The sequence below is a fragment of the Brevundimonas sp. ALps5 genome (assembly GCF_058681645.1).
In genome coordinates this window covers 3,892,450-3,907,991 of the sequence record NZ_CM178744.1, presented here as the reverse complement: position 1 = coordinate 3,907,991, position 15,542 = coordinate 3,892,450, and the positions used below count along the sequence as shown (strand labels likewise).

Below are 15,542 nucleotides of genomic sequence, written 5' to 3'. Positions count from 1 at the left end.
GCAGCGGCTCCTTACAGTTCAATGCCGTCGGCCGGGTCCATCGTCGCCCGACGCGCGACGGACGTGACCTGCTGGCGCATGGTGCGGGATTTGGCGGCGTCCACATCCGGTTCATCGTCGAGAACATCGAACTCACCCGCCACCGGGCGTTCGTCCGGCGCGATCTCCTCATGCTCGGGCAGTTCCGGCTCGCGGCGGATGCCGGCATTGGCGGGATCGGTGGCAGTGGCGTTGGGTGTCGGTGATGCGGACGACGCGACGGGCGTCGGGATCGTCAGCGCCGACCAGTCGTCGCCCGATGGCGCTTTCGGCGCCTTGGGTTGGGCGGACAGGTCGGGCGGCGGCAGCAACCGCTCCTTGAAACGCGCGTCCTCGTAATAACGCGCCTTCTTCGCCCGGATCGGCGGCACGCCCGCGACCAGCAACAACTCGTCGGTCGGCGGAAGCTGCATCACCTCGCCGGGGGTCAGCAGCGGCCGAGCCGTCTCCTGCCGCGATACCATGAGATGGCCGAGCCAGGGCGACAGCCGATGGCCGGCATAGTTGGTGGAATCGCGCATCTCCGTCGCGGTGCCCAGCGAGTCCGACACCCGCTTGGCGGTGCGCTCGTCATTGGTCGCGAAGGCGACGCGGACATGGCAGTTGTCGAGCACCGAATTGTTCGCGCCATAGGCTTTCTCGATCTGGTTGAGGCTCTGCGCGATCAGGAAGCTCTTGATGCCGTAGCCGGCCATGAAGGCCAGCGCGGACTCGAAGAAGTCGAGCCGCCCGAGTGCCGGAAACTCGTCGAGCATCAGCAGCAGCCGATGTCGGTTGGCGGCGTTCAACTCCTCCGTCAGTCGTCGCCCGACCTGATTGAGGATCAAGCGGATGAGCGGCTTGGTGCGGGCGATGTCGGACGGCGGTACGACGAGATAGAGGCTGACCGGCCGCTTGCCCGAGACGAGATCGGCGATGCGCCAGTCGCAGCGCGCCGTCACCTTCGCCACCACGGGATCGCGGTAGAGACCGAGGAACGACATGGCGGTGGACAGCACGCCCGATCGCTCGTTGTCGGATTTGTTGAGCAGTTCCCGCGCCGACGAGGCGATGACGGGATGGACGCCAGCCTCGCCCAGATGCGGCGTGGACATCATGGCGCGCAGCGTCGCCTCTATCGGCCGCTTCGGATCGGAGAGAAAGTTGGCGACGCCGGCCAGCGTCTTGTCGGGTTCGGCGTAAAGGACATGCAGGATCACGCCGACCAGCAGCGAATGACTGGTCTTTTCCCAATGGTTGCGCTTGTCGAGCGCGCCTTCGGGATCGACCAGGATGTCGGCGATGTTCTGGACGTCGCGCACTTCCCAATCGCCGCGCCGCACCTCCAGCAGCGGATTGTAGGCTGACGACTTCGCATCGGTCGGGTCGAACAGCAGCACGCGCCCGTGTCCTGCGCGAAAACCCGCCGTCAGCCCCCAATTCTCACCCTTGATGTCGTGGACGATGACGCTGCCCGGCCAGGTCAGCAGCGTCGGCACGACGAGGCCGACGCCCTTGCCGGAACGGGTCGGCGCGAAGCACAGCACATGCTCCGGTCCGTCATGGCGCAGATAGTCGCGCTCCAGCCGGCCGAGCACAACGCCGTCCGGGCCGAGCAGCCCCGCCGCCGTCACCTCCTCGGGCGAAGCCCAGCGCGCCGAGCCGTAGGTGGCGACGTTCTTCGCCTCACGCGCCCGGATGATCGACAGGGTGATGGCGACGGCGATGGAGAGGAAACCGCCTGACGCGGCGATGATCGCACCCTCGACGAAGATCGCGGGCGCATAGGCGTCGTAGGAATACCACCACCAGAAGAACAGCGGCGGATAGTAGACTGGCCAGCCGCCCAGCTCGAACCATGGCGCGCCGAGTTGCCCCTGAAAGCCGAGCCGCCATGCCGTCCACTCGGTTGCGCCCCAGATCGCCGCCAGCACGATGACGAAGACGATGGTGATCTGGCCCCAGAGGACACGGCTTCCCGACATACAGACTCCAATCGGCAAAAGAGACGGAGCCGATCAGAGAATAGGCGGTTTCGCGAGAGGCAACAGGAAAGAACAGCGAGCGCGTTGCCGGATACCATGGCGTAGAAATCGGACGGTCTGCGGCGGCGGTCGTAGCTGTGTTCAGCGATCGGGCGCCAGGTAGTCTCTTACGATGTCGAGTTGCCGGCTCAGCAGACGCATCGCCTCGGCCGGTTCGAGCATGGGCCAGTCGAACCATTGCGGGTAGCGGAACGCCTGCATGGCGTGAGGCCGATCTAGAGCTTCCATGAACGCGGCGAACTCCTCGTTCTCCAGACCAGCAGCGCCACCCTCGATCGCCCGGACATGGCACCGCTCAAGCCAGTGCCCCATCATCATCAGCCTTTCCTCGTGGTGTCCCTGACGACTGAGCACCGCCTTCAGCATCAGTTCGATCGCATGGGCGACGAGCTGAAAGAACGGAATGCGCACTGCGCTCATATCATCCGCGCGGTAGGCCAGCCGCTTGGCGGCTTCGGTATAGGCTTCGGCGTAGGCGAGATATTGCTGATCGCGGCCGGGATCGGCGTGCCCCGGCGTGCTCATCATGGATGTCCGCGTGGTGTGGAGCGTGCATCCTCGATCGCCTGTTCGAGGATCCGGCGATAGCCGATCTTCGTCATCCATTGCGCGCGGGCGAGATGGCTTTCCCAGCATGTGCGGGTCCGGCCGGTCTCCGCCGCTGGATCGCGATGCAGCACGATCCGCGCGACCTCCGTCCAGTCGGCACCGTCCGTCTCGGCGTCCAGCAGGCGCAGATAAGTGACGAAATGTGCCTCGTCATAGCGGGTCACGTCCGGCTCCACGGGAGCCAGATCATCGACGTCGGGATCGAGTTCGAGTTTGACGCGCATATGTCGGTCCCCCCTCGGACCTGCTGCAAAGGCAATCCTGAAATGGGATAATCCTGAATCAGGATTAGCGGATCGGCTCCTCATTTTCAATGGAGAGCCGATCCGAATGCAGAAATCCTTGCGCTCGCCCCGCCAGCAACTTCTTCAGACGCTTCTTTCGGCAGCGCGCAAGGACGGAAATCTGACACAAGCGGAACTGGCCGAGCGACTGAACAAGCCGCAGTCCTTCGTCGCCAAGTATGAAAACGGCGAACGGCGGATCGATGTCATCGAGTTTATCGACATTACACGCGCGCTCGATATTCAACCGGTCGATATTCTTGGTCAGATCGGAGCGGATGCCGATCGACGTAGGGCCTAAATCGACGAACCACGGACGATGACGTTATCGATAGCCGGCCAGAATTCGCGGTATTCGCCATCGAGTCAGGACCGCTTCCGCAGAAGTCAGGCAGACCGAACTGACTTCTCCATCTGATCCGCGAGGTCGAGCAGGTTCTTCAGCGCTGCGCTGCGGTTGTGCGGCGACCATATCGCCCTGAAGCGGGCTTGTTCGGTTTCGTCAGCGATGGAGCGTAGCATAGCCGAGCCGCTCATGTATCGGGCACTTTCGATGGCGAGCGTTACGCCTTCGCCGCTCGCAACCATGTGCATCAGCGTATCGTGGCCGACATCACAGCGCCGGACTCGCGGTGAGTTGCCCCGCTCCGCCATGCGTCGCACGACATGCTCGAACAGTTGTGGCCCAGCTCCCGCGACGGGAAGGAGAAACGTCTCCGAAGCCAGGTGCGCCCATGTGATCGCATCACTTTCTGCCATTGGGTGTGTGATGGGTAGCGCGATCCTGTAAGGCTCACTCCACAGCAATCGCGAATGGCAGTCCGGTGCATCTGCGGGGTCGAGCACCAGCGCCACGTCAAGCTTTCCATCCCGCACCAGCGCAATCGTCTTTGCCGAGGAGCCTTCCATGACCACCTGCTCGACATCAGGATAGGTCTCGCGGAACCTACTGCGCAGGCCGCAGAGGAAATCGCCGGCAATTGATGAGACGAAACCGATGGCTAACTGCCCAGTCGAGCCGGAAGAGACGGCCCCTGCTGTTCGGACAGCATGATCGAGTTGGGCGATACCAGCCGACACTTCGACGATGAACCGGCGTCCGGCCTCGGTCAGCCGGACGCCGCGATGGCGACGCTCGAAGAGAAGGATGCCTAGCGCCTCCTCAAGCGCCTTGATCCGGGCGCTGACGCACGATTGCGTCGTGCCGAGGATGTTGGCTGCGTGATGAAAATTGAGCACCTCAGCCACCACAACGGCATGACGCAACGCCGTAAGCGGAATACCCTGAAGACTATCGGTTCCGCATCTTCTCTGTCTTTTGGCCCACCGCATTCCGACTGGACATTCAATCAGGCGAAACGTTTGGCGCCAGCGACGCACAACACCACGATCACCGTTGATGCAAACATCGTCCAGACAACTGCTTCGTGCAGAAAGATCGCCGCCAACATCAGGCCGAAGAAGGGTTGCAAAAGTTGCAACTGCCCAACACCGGCGATCCCGCCGAGCGAAAGGCCGCGATACCAGAAGACAAATCCGAGAAACATGCTGAACACGGAAACATAGGCGAGGCTCATCCAAGCCTGCATCGCAATGCCATTCCAGCTTTGTGGCATTGTGAATAGCGAGATTAAGGCCATGATCGGCATGGACAGAACGAGAGCCCAAGAGATCACCTGCCATCCGCCGAGACGGCGCGAAAGAGTCGCGCCTTCTGCATAGCCCAGTCCGCAAAGCATGATGGCCGCGATCATCAACAGATCGCCGATCAGCGACCCACCGCCGCTACGAGCGAGCGCGAAACCGGCGACCGTTCCCGCTCCAATCATAGAAAACAGCCAGAAAGCTGGGTTTGGACGCTCGCCGCCACGCAATACACCAAATATTGCGGTGGCAAGTGGCAACAGCCCGATGAAGACGATCGAATGGGAAGCCGTAATATGCTGGAGAGCCAATCCCGTTAGCAGTGGGAACCCCACCACGACGCCGATGGCAACGATGACCAAAGGGATCAGGTCGTTGCGGGTGGGTCGCGACTGACGAAGCGCTAATAGGCATATGCCGCCTAGCACGGCGGCAATCACTGCCCGTGCCGAGGTGAGAAACATTGGCGTGAAATGCTCCACCGCGACGCGGGTCGCAGGCAACGATCCGCTGAAGATAATCACCCCTAGAAGGCCACTGCCCCATCCTGCTGTCGATCTCTGCATTCGTCCTCGCTTTCTCGGACTTCGTGTATCCGAGCGACGAGAGTGCAAAAAGAGACACTATCATACAATTTCGGCAAAGTGTATTGGTACGAAGGCGGATACAGTTTAGAAGCGGAAGCAGAATGATCGGATCGACCAGAACGGAAGCGCTCATTGCAGCGGTCCGCTCGAAAATTGCCAGCAGGGCTCTGAAGCCGGAAGATCGATTGCCCTCTGTCCGCCGGTTCGCAGAGACAATGGGCGTGTCACCTTCAACGGTAGTCGAAGCATATGCACGCCTTGAAGCAGAGGGCGTCATTCGCGCACGTCGTGGCTCTGGGTTCTTTGTGACAGGTGCACATCTGCTCCCGATGGCGCTGACCGACATGGGAACTCCCAAGGATCATACCGTCGATCCCTTCTGGGTTTCAAAGCAATCGCTGGATGCTGACCCCACCGCGCTCAAACCAGGATGCGGATGGCTGCCTGTCGACTGGATGCCGAACGCAGCGCTTCGCAAGGGCTTGAGGGCACTAAGTCGATCTGATGGCGCGCTACTATCCGACTATGGATCGACACGCGGCTCCCTAACTCTACGCCGTCTGCTGCTCGGGAGGTTTGCAGATGAAGGTATCACTGTGAGCGCCGACCAAATTTTGCTGACAAGCTCCGGCACCCAAGCCATCGACCTGATCTGCCGGTTATTATTGCGACCTGGCGATGCTGTCGTTGTCGATGATCCTTGTTATTTTAATTTTCAGGCGCTGCTGCGGGCGCATCAGGTCAAAATCATTGGTGTGCCTTTCACGCCGACTGGCCCGGACATCGAAGCCTTTGAAAAAGCTCTCATCGCGGCGGCGCCACGGCTCTACATCACCAACTCGGCCCTGCATAACCCGACAGGAGCAACTATCTCCCCACAGACCGCCCATCGTGTGCTTAGCTTGGCAGGCGTACATGGCGTGACGATCGTAGAAGACGATATATTCGCTGATTTCGAACCCACACTATCGCCGCGCCTCGCCGTTCTCGATGGTTTCAACCGCGTGATCAGAATTGGCAGCTTTTCTAAAACGCTTTCTGCCTCGATCCGCTGTGGATACATCGCAGCACGCCCCGAGTGGATCGAAGGACTGGTCGATCTCCAGATCGCGACGCATTTCGCCGGCCCCAGTCCGATGGCAACGGAACTGATCGCGGGTGTTCTCGCGGGCGGTAGTTATCGCAGGCATATGATTAACGTCCGCCAGCGCCTTGCGCATGCCCGAAATGACGTTGCGGAGCGACTCGCTGTTCTAAACATTGCCCCATGGATCATCCCGCGCGGCGGGTTCTATCTGTGGTGCAGCTTGCCCGAAGGCCTTGACGCTTCAGTGATTGCGCAACGCTGCATGAAAGACGGGATCGTTCTGGCGCCGGGGAATGTCTTCAGCGTTTCGCAGTCCGCAACCACGTTCCTCCGTTTCAACGTCGCTCAAATGACGGATGAGCGACCATTCTCAGTCTTGAAGAGGGCTATGAAAGCCTAAATCACATCGCAAGTCCGCGTTGCCGCCCCATCTGCCACGACACCGATCCGCCCTGGACAATTCCCGTCACCTCTTTGCCGAGCTGACGATCGATCACCGGCCGCCACGGGACCAGCGTGAACTCGTGGCTCTTCTCGACGATGGCGAACTTGCCGCTGGTGAGCTGGACGGTCCCGGTGAAGGTGCCGCTGACCGTCTCGCCGTCCCCGGCGGCGCGGAACGCTATCTGCTTGGTGGCCGCCAACTCCGCTCCGGCGCGTGCCAGGTCACGCGTCTCCAGCGTCGATAGAAGATCGCGCCGGTAGAGGACGCGGCCGTTCTGCTGGCGCGTGGCGTCGCCTTGTTCGATCAGGCGCTCGTGTCGGCGGTCCATGGCCTGACTGACCTCCTGACCGAACCCTGCCGGCGCGACATCGGACGGCCCGCGCCCGACCAACTTCCGGTCGAGCCAGGTCGCGCCATCCGCCGTGATCTGCGTCTCCAGATCGAAGGTCGAGAGGACGCGGATGTTAAGCTGCCGTCCCTGGCCCGCATCGTGCGCGGCGGCGCGCGCCTCGAAGTCCTGCGGGATGCGCCATTGGTCGGCGTCGATCCGCTCGACGATCCCGTTTCGGCGCAGCGCCTCCAGCCGGCGCACATGGGCATCGACGAACCCCTCATAGTCGCCGCCGGGCACACGGCCATCGAAGCGGGCCTGCTCCAGATGGCAGCTCGGCCGATAGATGCCGTCCTCGGCTATGCCGGCGATGGCACGGTCGGCCGGGCGTGGTCCGGCGTCGGTCGCGCCGATCTTGATGACGCTGCCGATGCGGGCGTCCGCGACCTTCGCCTGATCGACCCCGGAGATGTGGTGGGTGCGGCCGTCGATGCCGTCGATCACCAGCGTCAGGTTCTCGCCCAACTCGTCGGAGAGATGCTTGTCGACCACGCGGCCGACGATCGGCGTCGCCGGCGCGGTATCGTGAATCCGGAAGCTCATCGGATCGCGGTCATGACCCTCGGCGCGCATCGCCTTCTGCATGGTGCGGACGATGTCGCCGCGCTCGCCCATCTCGCGCAGCGTCGGCTCCAGCCGGCCGCTCAATTCCCAGACGCCGGGCGTCGGTTCGGCGGCGAGGCCCATCTTCTCCAGCTTGCCGAGACGGCGGAGGCGCAGCGTCCGGTCTTCCTGGCCGCGCCTATCGTCGGGCGCATGGCGCAGGTCGAGCGCGCCGCCATCGGCCTCGTTCAGCATCGCTCGATCGATGCGGGTGAAGCGGTCCTGATTGATCTCGACCGTCAGCTTGCGGCGCTGCTCGATCTCGGTGACGGGACCGAGTTCCAGCGTCGCCAACTCGCTCGCCCGTTCGCGGATGCCGTTGGCGAGATAGTCGCCGTTGATGACCAGATCCTCGCCGAGTTCGTCGCGGCCGTTGACGATGACGTGGACATGGGGATGACCGGTGTTGAAGTGGTTGACCGCCACCCAATCGAGCTTCGTGCCGAGGTCGGCTTCGAGCTGGCGCATCAGGTCGCGGGTGTGGCCGGTCAGGTCTTCGATGTCGGCTCCGTCTTCCGGCGAGACGATGAAGCGGAACTGGTGACGATCGTCCTTGCCGCGATCGAGGAAGGTGTCGCCATCGGCGCGGTCCTCGGTCGCCGAATAAAGCCGGCCGCGCTCGCCATCGCGCGAGGTGCCGTCGCGCTGGATGTAGCGCAGATGGGCGGCGGCCTTGCCGCTCTTGCCGGCGGCGCGGACGGAGCGCGATTTGACGATGACGCGGCGGCTGCCGGGCTGGCGATGGCTCCAGCCGTTCGACAGGTTGCGCGAACGGACGAAGGCCGCGCCACGCCCGCGCTTGACGCCCCGGCCGGACGCGACCGCGCCGTTGCGTCCCGGCTTGCCGGAGGCTCCGGTGCTCCCGCGCGAGACCTGCCCGGAGGCCGCGCCCTGCTGGCGGGCGATCTTCCGGACCTTGGTAAGGAAGCTCTTCGCCTGGCCCGCCTTCGACGCATCGGAGCGGATGCGGCCGGGCTTCGGGCGGAAGCGGTTGTCGTCGTCCGCGCTCATGGCCGCCGATCCACCCAAAGCCGCCGATTTCCGGCAAGAGTGCCGTGAATAACGCGGCAGATACTGGCTTTACCGCGCCTCGCGGCACCATGCAGGCCCGGCAACGGTGCCGCGCCAAACAGTGTGCAGACAAGGGCTTGGCCCCGGGATCGGACCCATGGGGTGCCGTCCGCTTTAATCTTGCCCTCCCGCCTTCCTACCCCTTCTGCCCCTCCTGACCCTGGTTCCGCCTGACCCCACCCATTCCCGCTGCACACTGGAAAGGGCTGCCGGCCGCTCCCTCGCGCCATGCTCATCGCGGCCCTCCCGTCTCCGGTCGGGCGACGAACAGGCCGCCCGGCTGCGGCACGATCGCGGAGAGATCGCGCACCGGCGTTGCACCAGAAGTGTCGCCGGATTGCGCGTCGGGCTGCACAGGATCGGCGGATGCTGTGCGCTCGGCCTGCGCGACGAACAGCGGCGCGCGGGTCCAGGATCGGGGATCGGCCGACACGACGGCGACCGGCGCGGTGATCTCGTCGCCGTCGATCTGCGGGGCGAGCGTGGCGACATAGGCGCGGGTCTCGGCGGGCAACGGACGGCCCGCGAGATGCTCTTCGTAGCGACCGGGACCGGCATTGTAGGCGGCCAGAAACCCCGGTGATCCGTAGCGGTCATGCAGCTCGCGCAGATACGCCGCGCCCGCCAGAATGTTGTCGCGCGGATCGTAGGGATCGCCGCCGAGCCGATGGCGGGCGCGCAAATCCGCCCAGGTCGGCGGCATGATCTGCATCAAACCCATCGCGCCCTTGGGCGAGATCGCCCGCACGTCATTGGCGCTTTCGACGCGCATGACGGCCCTGATCCACGCCGCCGGAATGCCGAACCGCTGCGCCGCCTCGGCGATGTGCGCGGCATGAGGATCGGCTTGGGATTGGCGCTGGACCGGCTCGGGCTGCGCCTGACAGGGCAGCGGCATCGCGACGGCGAGCACGCCGGAAAGCAAAAGGACCGCTGATCGGATGGGCGTTCTGTCTCCGCATCGACGCCAGCCTGCCAGTGTGCTCGCTGCGGTCAAGGGTGCGCGCGAAGCGCCGATCTTCGATCGCCCTTGACCTTCGCTGCGCGCGCCGGCCAACGGATCGTCGAGCGGGACGAAGGGATGAGACGGCCTGTTCGCGAACAAAGGGATGGGACTTCGACGGGACAGCAGGCGCGCACTTCTGGAGGGATAGCGCATGGCGTCACTCCCGCTCGCTGCGCTTGACGGGCCGCGTCCAGTGCAGCGACCAGACGGCTCCGCCGTCGTCGTCGCGGAACAGGTTGGCGCGGATCGGCTGCGGCAAGGCCGGATCGTCGATCAGCAGCGAGATGTATTCGCCGGCGCGCTCGCCGGTGCGTTTCCAGCCCGCGCCGATCTCCGGCCCGTCATCGGCGCCGTGATGGATGCGATAGTCAGGCGCGTTCTCGGCATCGGACGGCTCGGCCGGCACGATGGTGAGTTCGCGATAAAGCGTGAGCGTATGGACGCGCCCGACGAAGCCTGTCGTCTCGCGCGTGAATTGACCGATCTGCGGCATGGAAGTCTCCTCGATGCTGGGGGTTGGGTGGAAGCCAGCGAGCACCGCGCCCGCCGGAAACGTGGCGGTCAGCGCGTCGCGGCGCGCCAGACGAAGCGACCATCGCCGGCCTCGTCGGTGTAGATCGGCGTCGCGCGACCGGTGACGGCGCTGACCGGAATCGGGCCGAAATAGCGGCCGTCCAGACTGTCGCGGACATCGGCGTTCATCAGGAAGATCTCGTCACCGCCGATGCGGCGGCAACCGTTCCACACCGGCAGCTCCCGGCCCGAGCGGTCGCGGTCGAGCGCCGTGCCGAGTTCCACGCCATCGACCGTGATCGTGCGGCGGACGCGGCAGACTTCCTGCCCCGCCAGTCCCATGACGCGCTTTAAGAGCGGCACGCCACGGCCGATATAGCCGCGATCCACCATGAAGTCGGCGAGCGGTTCAGGCGGATCGACTGCGACCAGATCGGTGACGGTCAGGTCGCCGGGCGGATCGATGGCGTAGAGGCCGATCGGCGCGCTGGCGGAGACGTTCCAGACCAGTCGGGTCGGCGTCGGAACGAAGGACGCGATGGCGACGCCCGTGATCGAAAAATAGGTCACCATCACATAGCCGAAGCGGGTCATGGCGCGACGCTCCGACGCTTGAGGAACGCCCGATGCTGGTCGGCGCTGTAAGCTCGCGGCTCGTGTCCGGCGGTCAAACGGTTGTGGACGTGCCGCCAATGGTCGGACGAAACATCCTCCGGATCGATGCCGATCGCCTGGACGGCGTCGATGTGCCGGAGCACCTGTTCGACCTTGGGCCAACCGTCGATCTTGAGCAGGATGTCGCCGCCGGGCCGCACGAAGGGCAGCGTCTGATAGGGTTCGTGCGGCTCCACGGCGCGCACGATGTCGATTCGCGAGATGATCGTGCCGAAGTCGTTGGACGCCCAGCGGACGAAGGCGAAGATCGCACCGGGTCGGAACGCGAAGATGCGCCGCCGCCGGTCGATGATGGTTTCTTCGGCGAGGCGACCGAAGCGAACCCAGTGCTCGATCTTCTTCTCGATATGGGTCAGTTCGACATGGGTCAGGTCGTCGGAGGTAAGCGCGGACGGCACGGGGCCGCCGCGCACGCGGGGAGCCGCGGTGCCGGTCATGATGGGTCTCCTTCGGTGGTGGGGAATTCGCGCGCGAGCAGACCGCGCAGCATGTCGGCGACGGTGACGCCGCGCTGGAACGCGACGATCTTGATGCGGCCACGCAGGTCGGGTGTGATGTCGATGGTCAGCCGCGCGGTGAACGCCGCGCCGTCGTTCGTGCGGGCCGATGGCGGTTCGGCGGACTTCACCCAGCTCTCGGGATCGGCGGGCCGCGCCGCGAAGCCGCGTTTCGGGGATCGTTCGCTCATGGCGCGATCCCTCCGATGCCGAGGCGGTCGATCTCGCTCACGAGCGCCGCGATCTCGCGCGCGGCCGGACTGTCGGCGTCGATCTCCGATGCCAGGCGCCCAGATTGCGCGGCATCGGCGAAGACGACGCGCTGGCCGATCGTGGAGGCGAGCAAGGGCGTATCATGGTCGGCCAGCGTCTCGGTCGTTTCGCGGGCAATGACGGTTCGCGCGCCACAGCGATTGAGCACAAAGCGTGCGGCCAGCTCGGGCCGGTAGATGCGCGCCTCCGTCAGCAGCGCCAGCATCTCGGCCGAGGCCCAGCCGTCGAACGGCGATGGCTGCACCGGGATCAGCACCAGGTCAGCGGCGAGCAGCGCCGAACGCATCAGACCGGCGACGCGCGGCGGGCCGTCGATGACGACGTGATCGACATCGCGCGCCAGCTCGGGCGCTTCCCGGTGCAAGGTGTCGCGGGCCAGGCCGACGACACCGAACAGCCGTGGGCAGCCCTCACGCGCCCGCTGCTGCGACCAGTCGAGCGCCGAGCCTTGCGGGTCCGCGTCGATCAGCGTGACGCGGCTGCCGGTCCTCGCCCATTCTCCGGCCAGATGCAGGGCCAGCGTGGTCTTGCCGACGCCGCCCTTCTGGTTGAGCAGGGCGACGATCATGGCACGCGCCTCGATCGCCCGGCGGCACTGGCACCGTGGCTCGCGCGTACGCCCGTCAAAGAAGAAGAGTTAGATTCTTTATTAGACTCTAAGTTAGCAGTCGGATTCCCCGTTTCGGGCCAAAGGTTTAACTGCGGTCCGTGCGCCTGATGTACCGATAGGGCTGCGCCTGATGTGCCGATACCCTTTGCGCCTGATGTACCGATGGCTTCCACAGCCTTATCCACAGGCACTGTGAATTGTTCGACGGGCCGGATGCGCAAGTATTCGCGCCGTCCCTCGCGCCAGATGTCGAGGCGGTATCCGGGCAGCGGCTGGCGCGCGACGATGCGCCGAAGATCCAGCGCGAAATCCGAAATCCGGGCCAGGCTGCCGGACTTCTCGTGGAGATGGGCGACCTCGAACAGCCAACCATGCGGCTGGCGACCGGCGTGCTTGCGGGCGACGCGATAGAGCCAGCGTTCGATCCCGCCCGTCAGCCGGAAGTAATCCGGGTCGATGGTCAGAACCAGCGAGCGATCGACCACGCCATTGTAGAACCATTCGGGCAGGACGAACTCCATACCCTCGACGCGTCCGTCATGGGTGGTCATCTCCTCCCATTCGTTGATCCAGGAGAATTGCCGCCGTCGCCAATGGACGCCGTTGCGGATGGTGGTGGCGATGACGGTGGACTGGAGCCGCGCCAGTGACGCCTTCAGCAACTGGTACTGGCGATTGCCGGTATCGCGGCCGATGCCGCGCAGGAGCTGATACGGCGTGAAGCGGAAGAAACGCGAGGTGCGCAGGCCGTGGTTCTCGGCCTCGACGATCTGGCTGGCTGCCCAGATCAGCACGTCGGCGTCCCAGATGGTCGCCATGCCATGCTCGGGCATACCGAGCACCTGCACCTCGATGTCGGCAGCCTTGTAGAGGATGGGTCTGGTGCGCGGCGTCTTCGACAGCGAGAAGAACGGGCGCTCCATCAGGTCGCGTTGATCGCGGGGCGACGCATCGCCCGTCGCGACGACGAAGGGATCGAGCCGCGCCCGCTCGCTGCCGATCAGGCGCTGAGCGCGCCGTCCGGCATCATGGGATGGACCGCCCGACATTCAGCGTGTGCCCCGTTCGGCGGGTGTCAGGGGCCGTGCCGGGAAGACCCGGCCGGCATCCTTGTCGGTGGTGGATTTGCGGGCGGCGACCGCCGTCCAGGCCTGTAAGTCCTCCAGCGCATAGACGACACGCCCGCCGATCTTGCGGTAGGTCGGCCCGGTGCCATAGGTGCGGTGCTTCTCCAGCGTCCGCAGCGAGATGCCGAGAAAGCGCGCTGCATCGGGCGTGCGAAGGAAACGGGGCGGCAGCCCCGTCTTCGGGTCGATCATGATTGGACCTCCGGGTCGGGTTCGGCGGCTGTCGGTGGCGACAGCGGGCTATGGCGAACCGTGGCGGAGGATCGGCGGCTTGCAGCGTGCCAGAATCAGGGGGGTGCGATTCCGGCACCCCCGATGACCGATCTTAGATGGCAGACCTTCAGGCAGGTTGGCGTAGACTCGGCGGTCGATGAATGCGCAGCGCGCTAGTGGCGTAGGATCGTCAACGCCTGTCGTGATGGCGTCGTGGCGCTCGCGAGGTCGAGGAGCGCCTGCGCCAACGCCCTTCGTCCAACGGTGGCGGAAAAGGCGACTGGGAGTGCTTCCCCCAGACGAAACGCATCGGGCATGCCGTCATCGACGAGCCGTGGCGGCCGCACGATGACCCAGTCGAGATCGCTTGCCCCGATGATGTCTTCCTGCTGTCCGGCCTGGTCGAGATGAGCGCGACCCACGATGAGCGGCAGCAGGGCTCGCGAAGCCCAGCTCTGGTGCGGGTGCGTTGCGGCGACGCCGACCGTCGTCACCGCCACCAATCGTGCCACGCCAGCGGCCTTCATCGCCGGAACGAGGACCGCCGTGCTGTTCGGACGCAGGAGCGCCGGATCACGTCCCATCCGGGCGCCGATCAGGCCGATGACGGCGTCGGTCCCTGCGACGGTCCGGCCAACGGCGTCGGCATCGAGCGCGTCGCCGCGTACGATCGTCAACCGCTCGCCCTCTGGCAAGTCGGCTGCTGTATCACGAGCCAGAGCACGGACTTCCCATCCTCGCCCCAATGCCTTCGTGAGAACGTGTCGTCCGGTGGCGCCCGTCGCGCCGAGAACTGCGATTTTCATGATCCTGGCCCCTTGCTGTGCAAATGGCGCGAACATGAAGGGTCGCCATTATGCAGACAACGATCTATTCTCGACAATAGAATGAAGCCACACTTCAAGATCGATTCGCTGCGCCAGATGGCTGTGTTCGCACAGGTGGTTTCGGCTGGCTCGATGGTCGCGGCGGCGGAGCGGCTGAAGATGTCGCCGTCGGCCGTCAGCCAGCATATCCGCGCCCTGGAGCGGGAGACCGGCATTCGCCTGCTGGCGCGCACGACCCGCCGCCTTCAGCCCACGGAAGACGGGCTGCGATTCTTCGAACATTGCCGTGCGATGCTGGACAACGCCGAAGCCGCGATGTCGGGTGTCGATGCGGCACGCGACACGCCGAGAGGCGATCTGCGCGTGACGGCGCCACTCGGCTTCGGCAAGCCGATCGCGGCGGCCCTTGCACCGCTGCTGCGGACATATCCCGATCTGCGTTTGACGCTTTCCCTGACGGACGACACCGTCGCCCTGAATGCAGAGCGTTGCGATATCGCCATCCGCGTCGGACATCTGGCCGACACGGACTGGGTCGCCAAACGGCTCGGCGGTCTGCCCGTCCATCTCGTCGCTGCGGCGTCCTATCTGGAACGGATCGAATGGCGGCCCGATCTCGAGCGCCTCAAGGCGCTCGACTGGCTGGTGCTGGAGGCCCACCATACGCGTGGCGCGGCGTTGGATGTTATCGACCCTTGCGGTGCGCCCCATCGTATCCGTCTCGACAGAAACGCCGTCCGAGGCATCGGCAGCACACAGGACGCGCTTCAGGCGCTCTGCGAAGCCGGCGCCGGCGTAGCCGTGCTGGCGGGACGCGATATAGCGTTTGCCATGGGAGATGACCGACTGCGGCCTGTGCTTCCCGGCTGGACCATCCCCGATCTGCGAATATCCGCGCTGACGCCGGACCGCGCATCCCGACTGGCCAAGGTCCGCTTCGGTCTGGATGCGCTGCTTCGCCATTTCGCGATGTAAACGCAGAATTGGGCCCCACGGCATTCCGAGACGATCAGCGAA

Annotated in this window: 18 protein-coding genes and 1 pseudogene; 3 read left to right on the top strand and 16 right to left on the bottom strand. The window is 64.8% G+C overall.

What is annotated here, in order from left to right; genetic code table 11:
* Positions 1-11: 11 nt before the first annotated feature.
* The 3 genes from ACW172_RS18685 to ACW172_RS18675 form a co-directional block, all read right to left on the bottom strand.
* Positions 12-2,003: a conjugal transfer protein TraG gene (locus ACW172_RS18685; RefSeq protein WP_492032893.1), complete on the bottom strand. Its 1,992-nt coding sequence runs from the start codon at positions 2,001-2,003 to the stop codon at positions 12-14.
* A gap of 141 nt (positions 2,004-2,144) precedes the next feature.
* Positions 2,145-2,588, bottom strand: coding sequence for a hypothetical protein (locus ACW172_RS18680; RefSeq protein ID WP_492032892.1), 444 nt, complete (start codon positions 2,586-2,588; stop codon positions 2,145-2,147).
* Positions 2,588-2,896: a DNA -binding domain-containing protein gene (locus ACW172_RS18675; protein WP_248117552.1), complete on the bottom strand. Its 309-nt coding sequence runs from the start codon at positions 2,894-2,896 to the stop codon at positions 2,588-2,590. The genes ACW172_RS18680 and ACW172_RS18675 overlap by 1 nt, the downstream gene beginning before the upstream one ends.
* A 106-nt stretch (positions 2,897-3,002) precedes the next feature.
* Here ACW172_RS18675 and ACW172_RS18670 point away from each other — a divergent pair, with 106 nt between their 5' ends.
* Positions 3,003-3,257 carry a helix-turn-helix domain-containing protein gene (locus tag ACW172_RS18670; protein ID WP_248117551.1) on the top strand — a complete coding sequence of 85 codons (255 nt, stop codon included), beginning with the start codon at positions 3,003-3,005 and terminating at the stop codon, positions 3,255-3,257.
* A gap of 86 nt (positions 3,258-3,343) precedes the next feature.
* Here the strand turns inward: ACW172_RS18670 and ACW172_RS18665 are convergent, their stop codons facing one another.
* Both ACW172_RS18665 and ACW172_RS18660 read right to left on the bottom strand, forming a co-directional pair.
* On the bottom strand, positions 3,344-4,204 hold the full coding sequence (locus ACW172_RS18665) for a LysR family transcriptional regulator (RefSeq protein WP_248117550.1): 861 nt from the start codon (positions 4,202-4,204) through the stop codon (positions 3,344-3,346).
* A 101-nt stretch (positions 4,205-4,305) separates the two neighbouring features.
* Positions 4,306-5,166 (bottom strand): DMT family transporter, encoded by an 861-nt coding sequence (locus tag ACW172_RS18660; RefSeq protein ID WP_248117549.1) that lies wholly within the window; start codon positions 5,164-5,166, stop codon positions 4,306-4,308.
* A 122-nt stretch (positions 5,167-5,288) separates the two neighbouring features.
* Here ACW172_RS18660 and ACW172_RS18655 point away from each other — a divergent pair, with 122 nt between their 5' ends.
* Positions 5,289-6,674 carry an aminotransferase-like domain-containing protein gene (locus ACW172_RS18655; protein ID WP_248117548.1) on the top strand — a complete coding sequence of 462 codons (1,386 nt, stop codon included), beginning with the start codon at positions 5,289-5,291 and terminating at the stop codon, positions 6,672-6,674.
* A gap of 1 nt (position 6,675) precedes the next feature.
* Here ACW172_RS18655 and ACW172_RS18650 read toward each other — a convergent pair whose 3' ends face one another.
* The 11 genes and pseudogenes from ACW172_RS18650 to ACW172_RS18600 all read right to left on the bottom strand — a co-directional run bounded on the left by ACW172_RS18650 (position 6,676) and on the right by ACW172_RS18600 (position 14,504).
* On the bottom strand, positions 6,676-7,797 hold the full coding sequence (locus ACW172_RS18650) for a DUF3363 domain-containing protein (protein WP_492035019.1): 1,122 nt from the start codon (positions 7,795-7,797) through the stop codon (positions 6,676-6,678).
* A 339-nt stretch (positions 7,798-8,136) separates the two neighbouring features.
* Positions 8,137-8,724 (bottom strand): annotated as a pseudogene (locus ACW172_RS18645) (hypothetical protein); the annotation flags it as partial.
* A gap of 292 nt (positions 8,725-9,016) precedes the next feature.
* Positions 9,017-9,943, bottom strand: a complete 927-nt coding sequence (locus ACW172_RS18640) for a lytic transglycosylase domain-containing protein (protein WP_248117545.1) — start codon at positions 9,941-9,943, stop codon at positions 9,017-9,019.
* A 4-nt stretch (positions 9,944-9,947) separates the two neighbouring features.
* Positions 9,948-10,283 carry a DUF736 domain-containing protein gene (locus ACW172_RS18635; protein WP_248117543.1) on the bottom strand — a complete coding sequence of 112 codons (336 nt, stop codon included), beginning with the start codon at positions 10,281-10,283 and terminating at the stop codon, positions 9,948-9,950.
* Positions 10,284-10,351: 68 nt separating this feature from the next.
* Positions 10,352-10,897, bottom strand: a complete 546-nt coding sequence (locus ACW172_RS18630) for a S26 family signal peptidase (RefSeq protein ID WP_248117541.1) — start codon at positions 10,895-10,897, stop codon at positions 10,352-10,354.
* A complete protein-coding gene (locus ACW172_RS18625) occupies positions 10,894-11,415 on the bottom strand; it encodes a DUF2840 domain-containing protein (protein WP_248117539.1) in 522 nt (173 codons plus the stop codon). The genes ACW172_RS18630 and ACW172_RS18625 overlap by 4 nt, the downstream gene beginning before the upstream one ends.
* A complete protein-coding gene (locus ACW172_RS18620; protein WP_248117538.1) occupies positions 11,412-11,666 on the bottom strand; it encodes a hypothetical protein in 255 nt (84 codons plus the stop codon). Before ACW172_RS18620 ends, ACW172_RS18625 begins: the two co-directional genes overlap by 4 nt.
* On the bottom strand, positions 11,663-12,316 hold the full coding sequence (gene parA, locus ACW172_RS18615; RefSeq protein ID WP_248117537.1) for a ParA family partition ATPase: 654 nt from the start codon (positions 12,314-12,316) through the stop codon (positions 11,663-11,665). The genes ACW172_RS18620 and parA overlap by 4 nt, the downstream gene beginning before the upstream one ends.
* On the bottom strand, positions 12,313-13,407 hold the full coding sequence (locus tag ACW172_RS18610; protein WP_248117536.1) for a replication initiator protein A: 1,095 nt from the start codon (positions 13,405-13,407) through the stop codon (positions 12,313-12,315). The genes parA and ACW172_RS18610 overlap by 4 nt, the downstream gene beginning before the upstream one ends.
* The gene (locus ACW172_RS18605; RefSeq protein ID WP_248117535.1) at positions 13,408-13,677 is read right to left on the bottom strand and encodes a helix-turn-helix transcriptional regulator; all 270 of its coding nucleotides are present in this window, start codon (positions 13,675-13,677) and stop codon (positions 13,408-13,410) included.
* Positions 13,678-13,871: 194 nt separating this feature from the next.
* Entirely contained in the window at positions 13,872-14,504 is a 633-nt protein-coding gene (locus tag ACW172_RS18600) for an NAD(P)-dependent oxidoreductase (protein WP_248117534.1), read from the bottom strand.
* 81 nt (positions 14,505-14,585) lie between these two features.
* On the opposite strand from ACW172_RS18600, the gene ACW172_RS18595 reads away from it, so the two are divergent.
* Entirely contained in the window at positions 14,586-15,500 is a 915-nt protein-coding gene (locus ACW172_RS18595) for a LysR family transcriptional regulator (RefSeq protein WP_492032891.1), read from the top strand.
* The last annotated feature ends 42 nt before the right edge of the window (positions 15,501-15,542 follow it).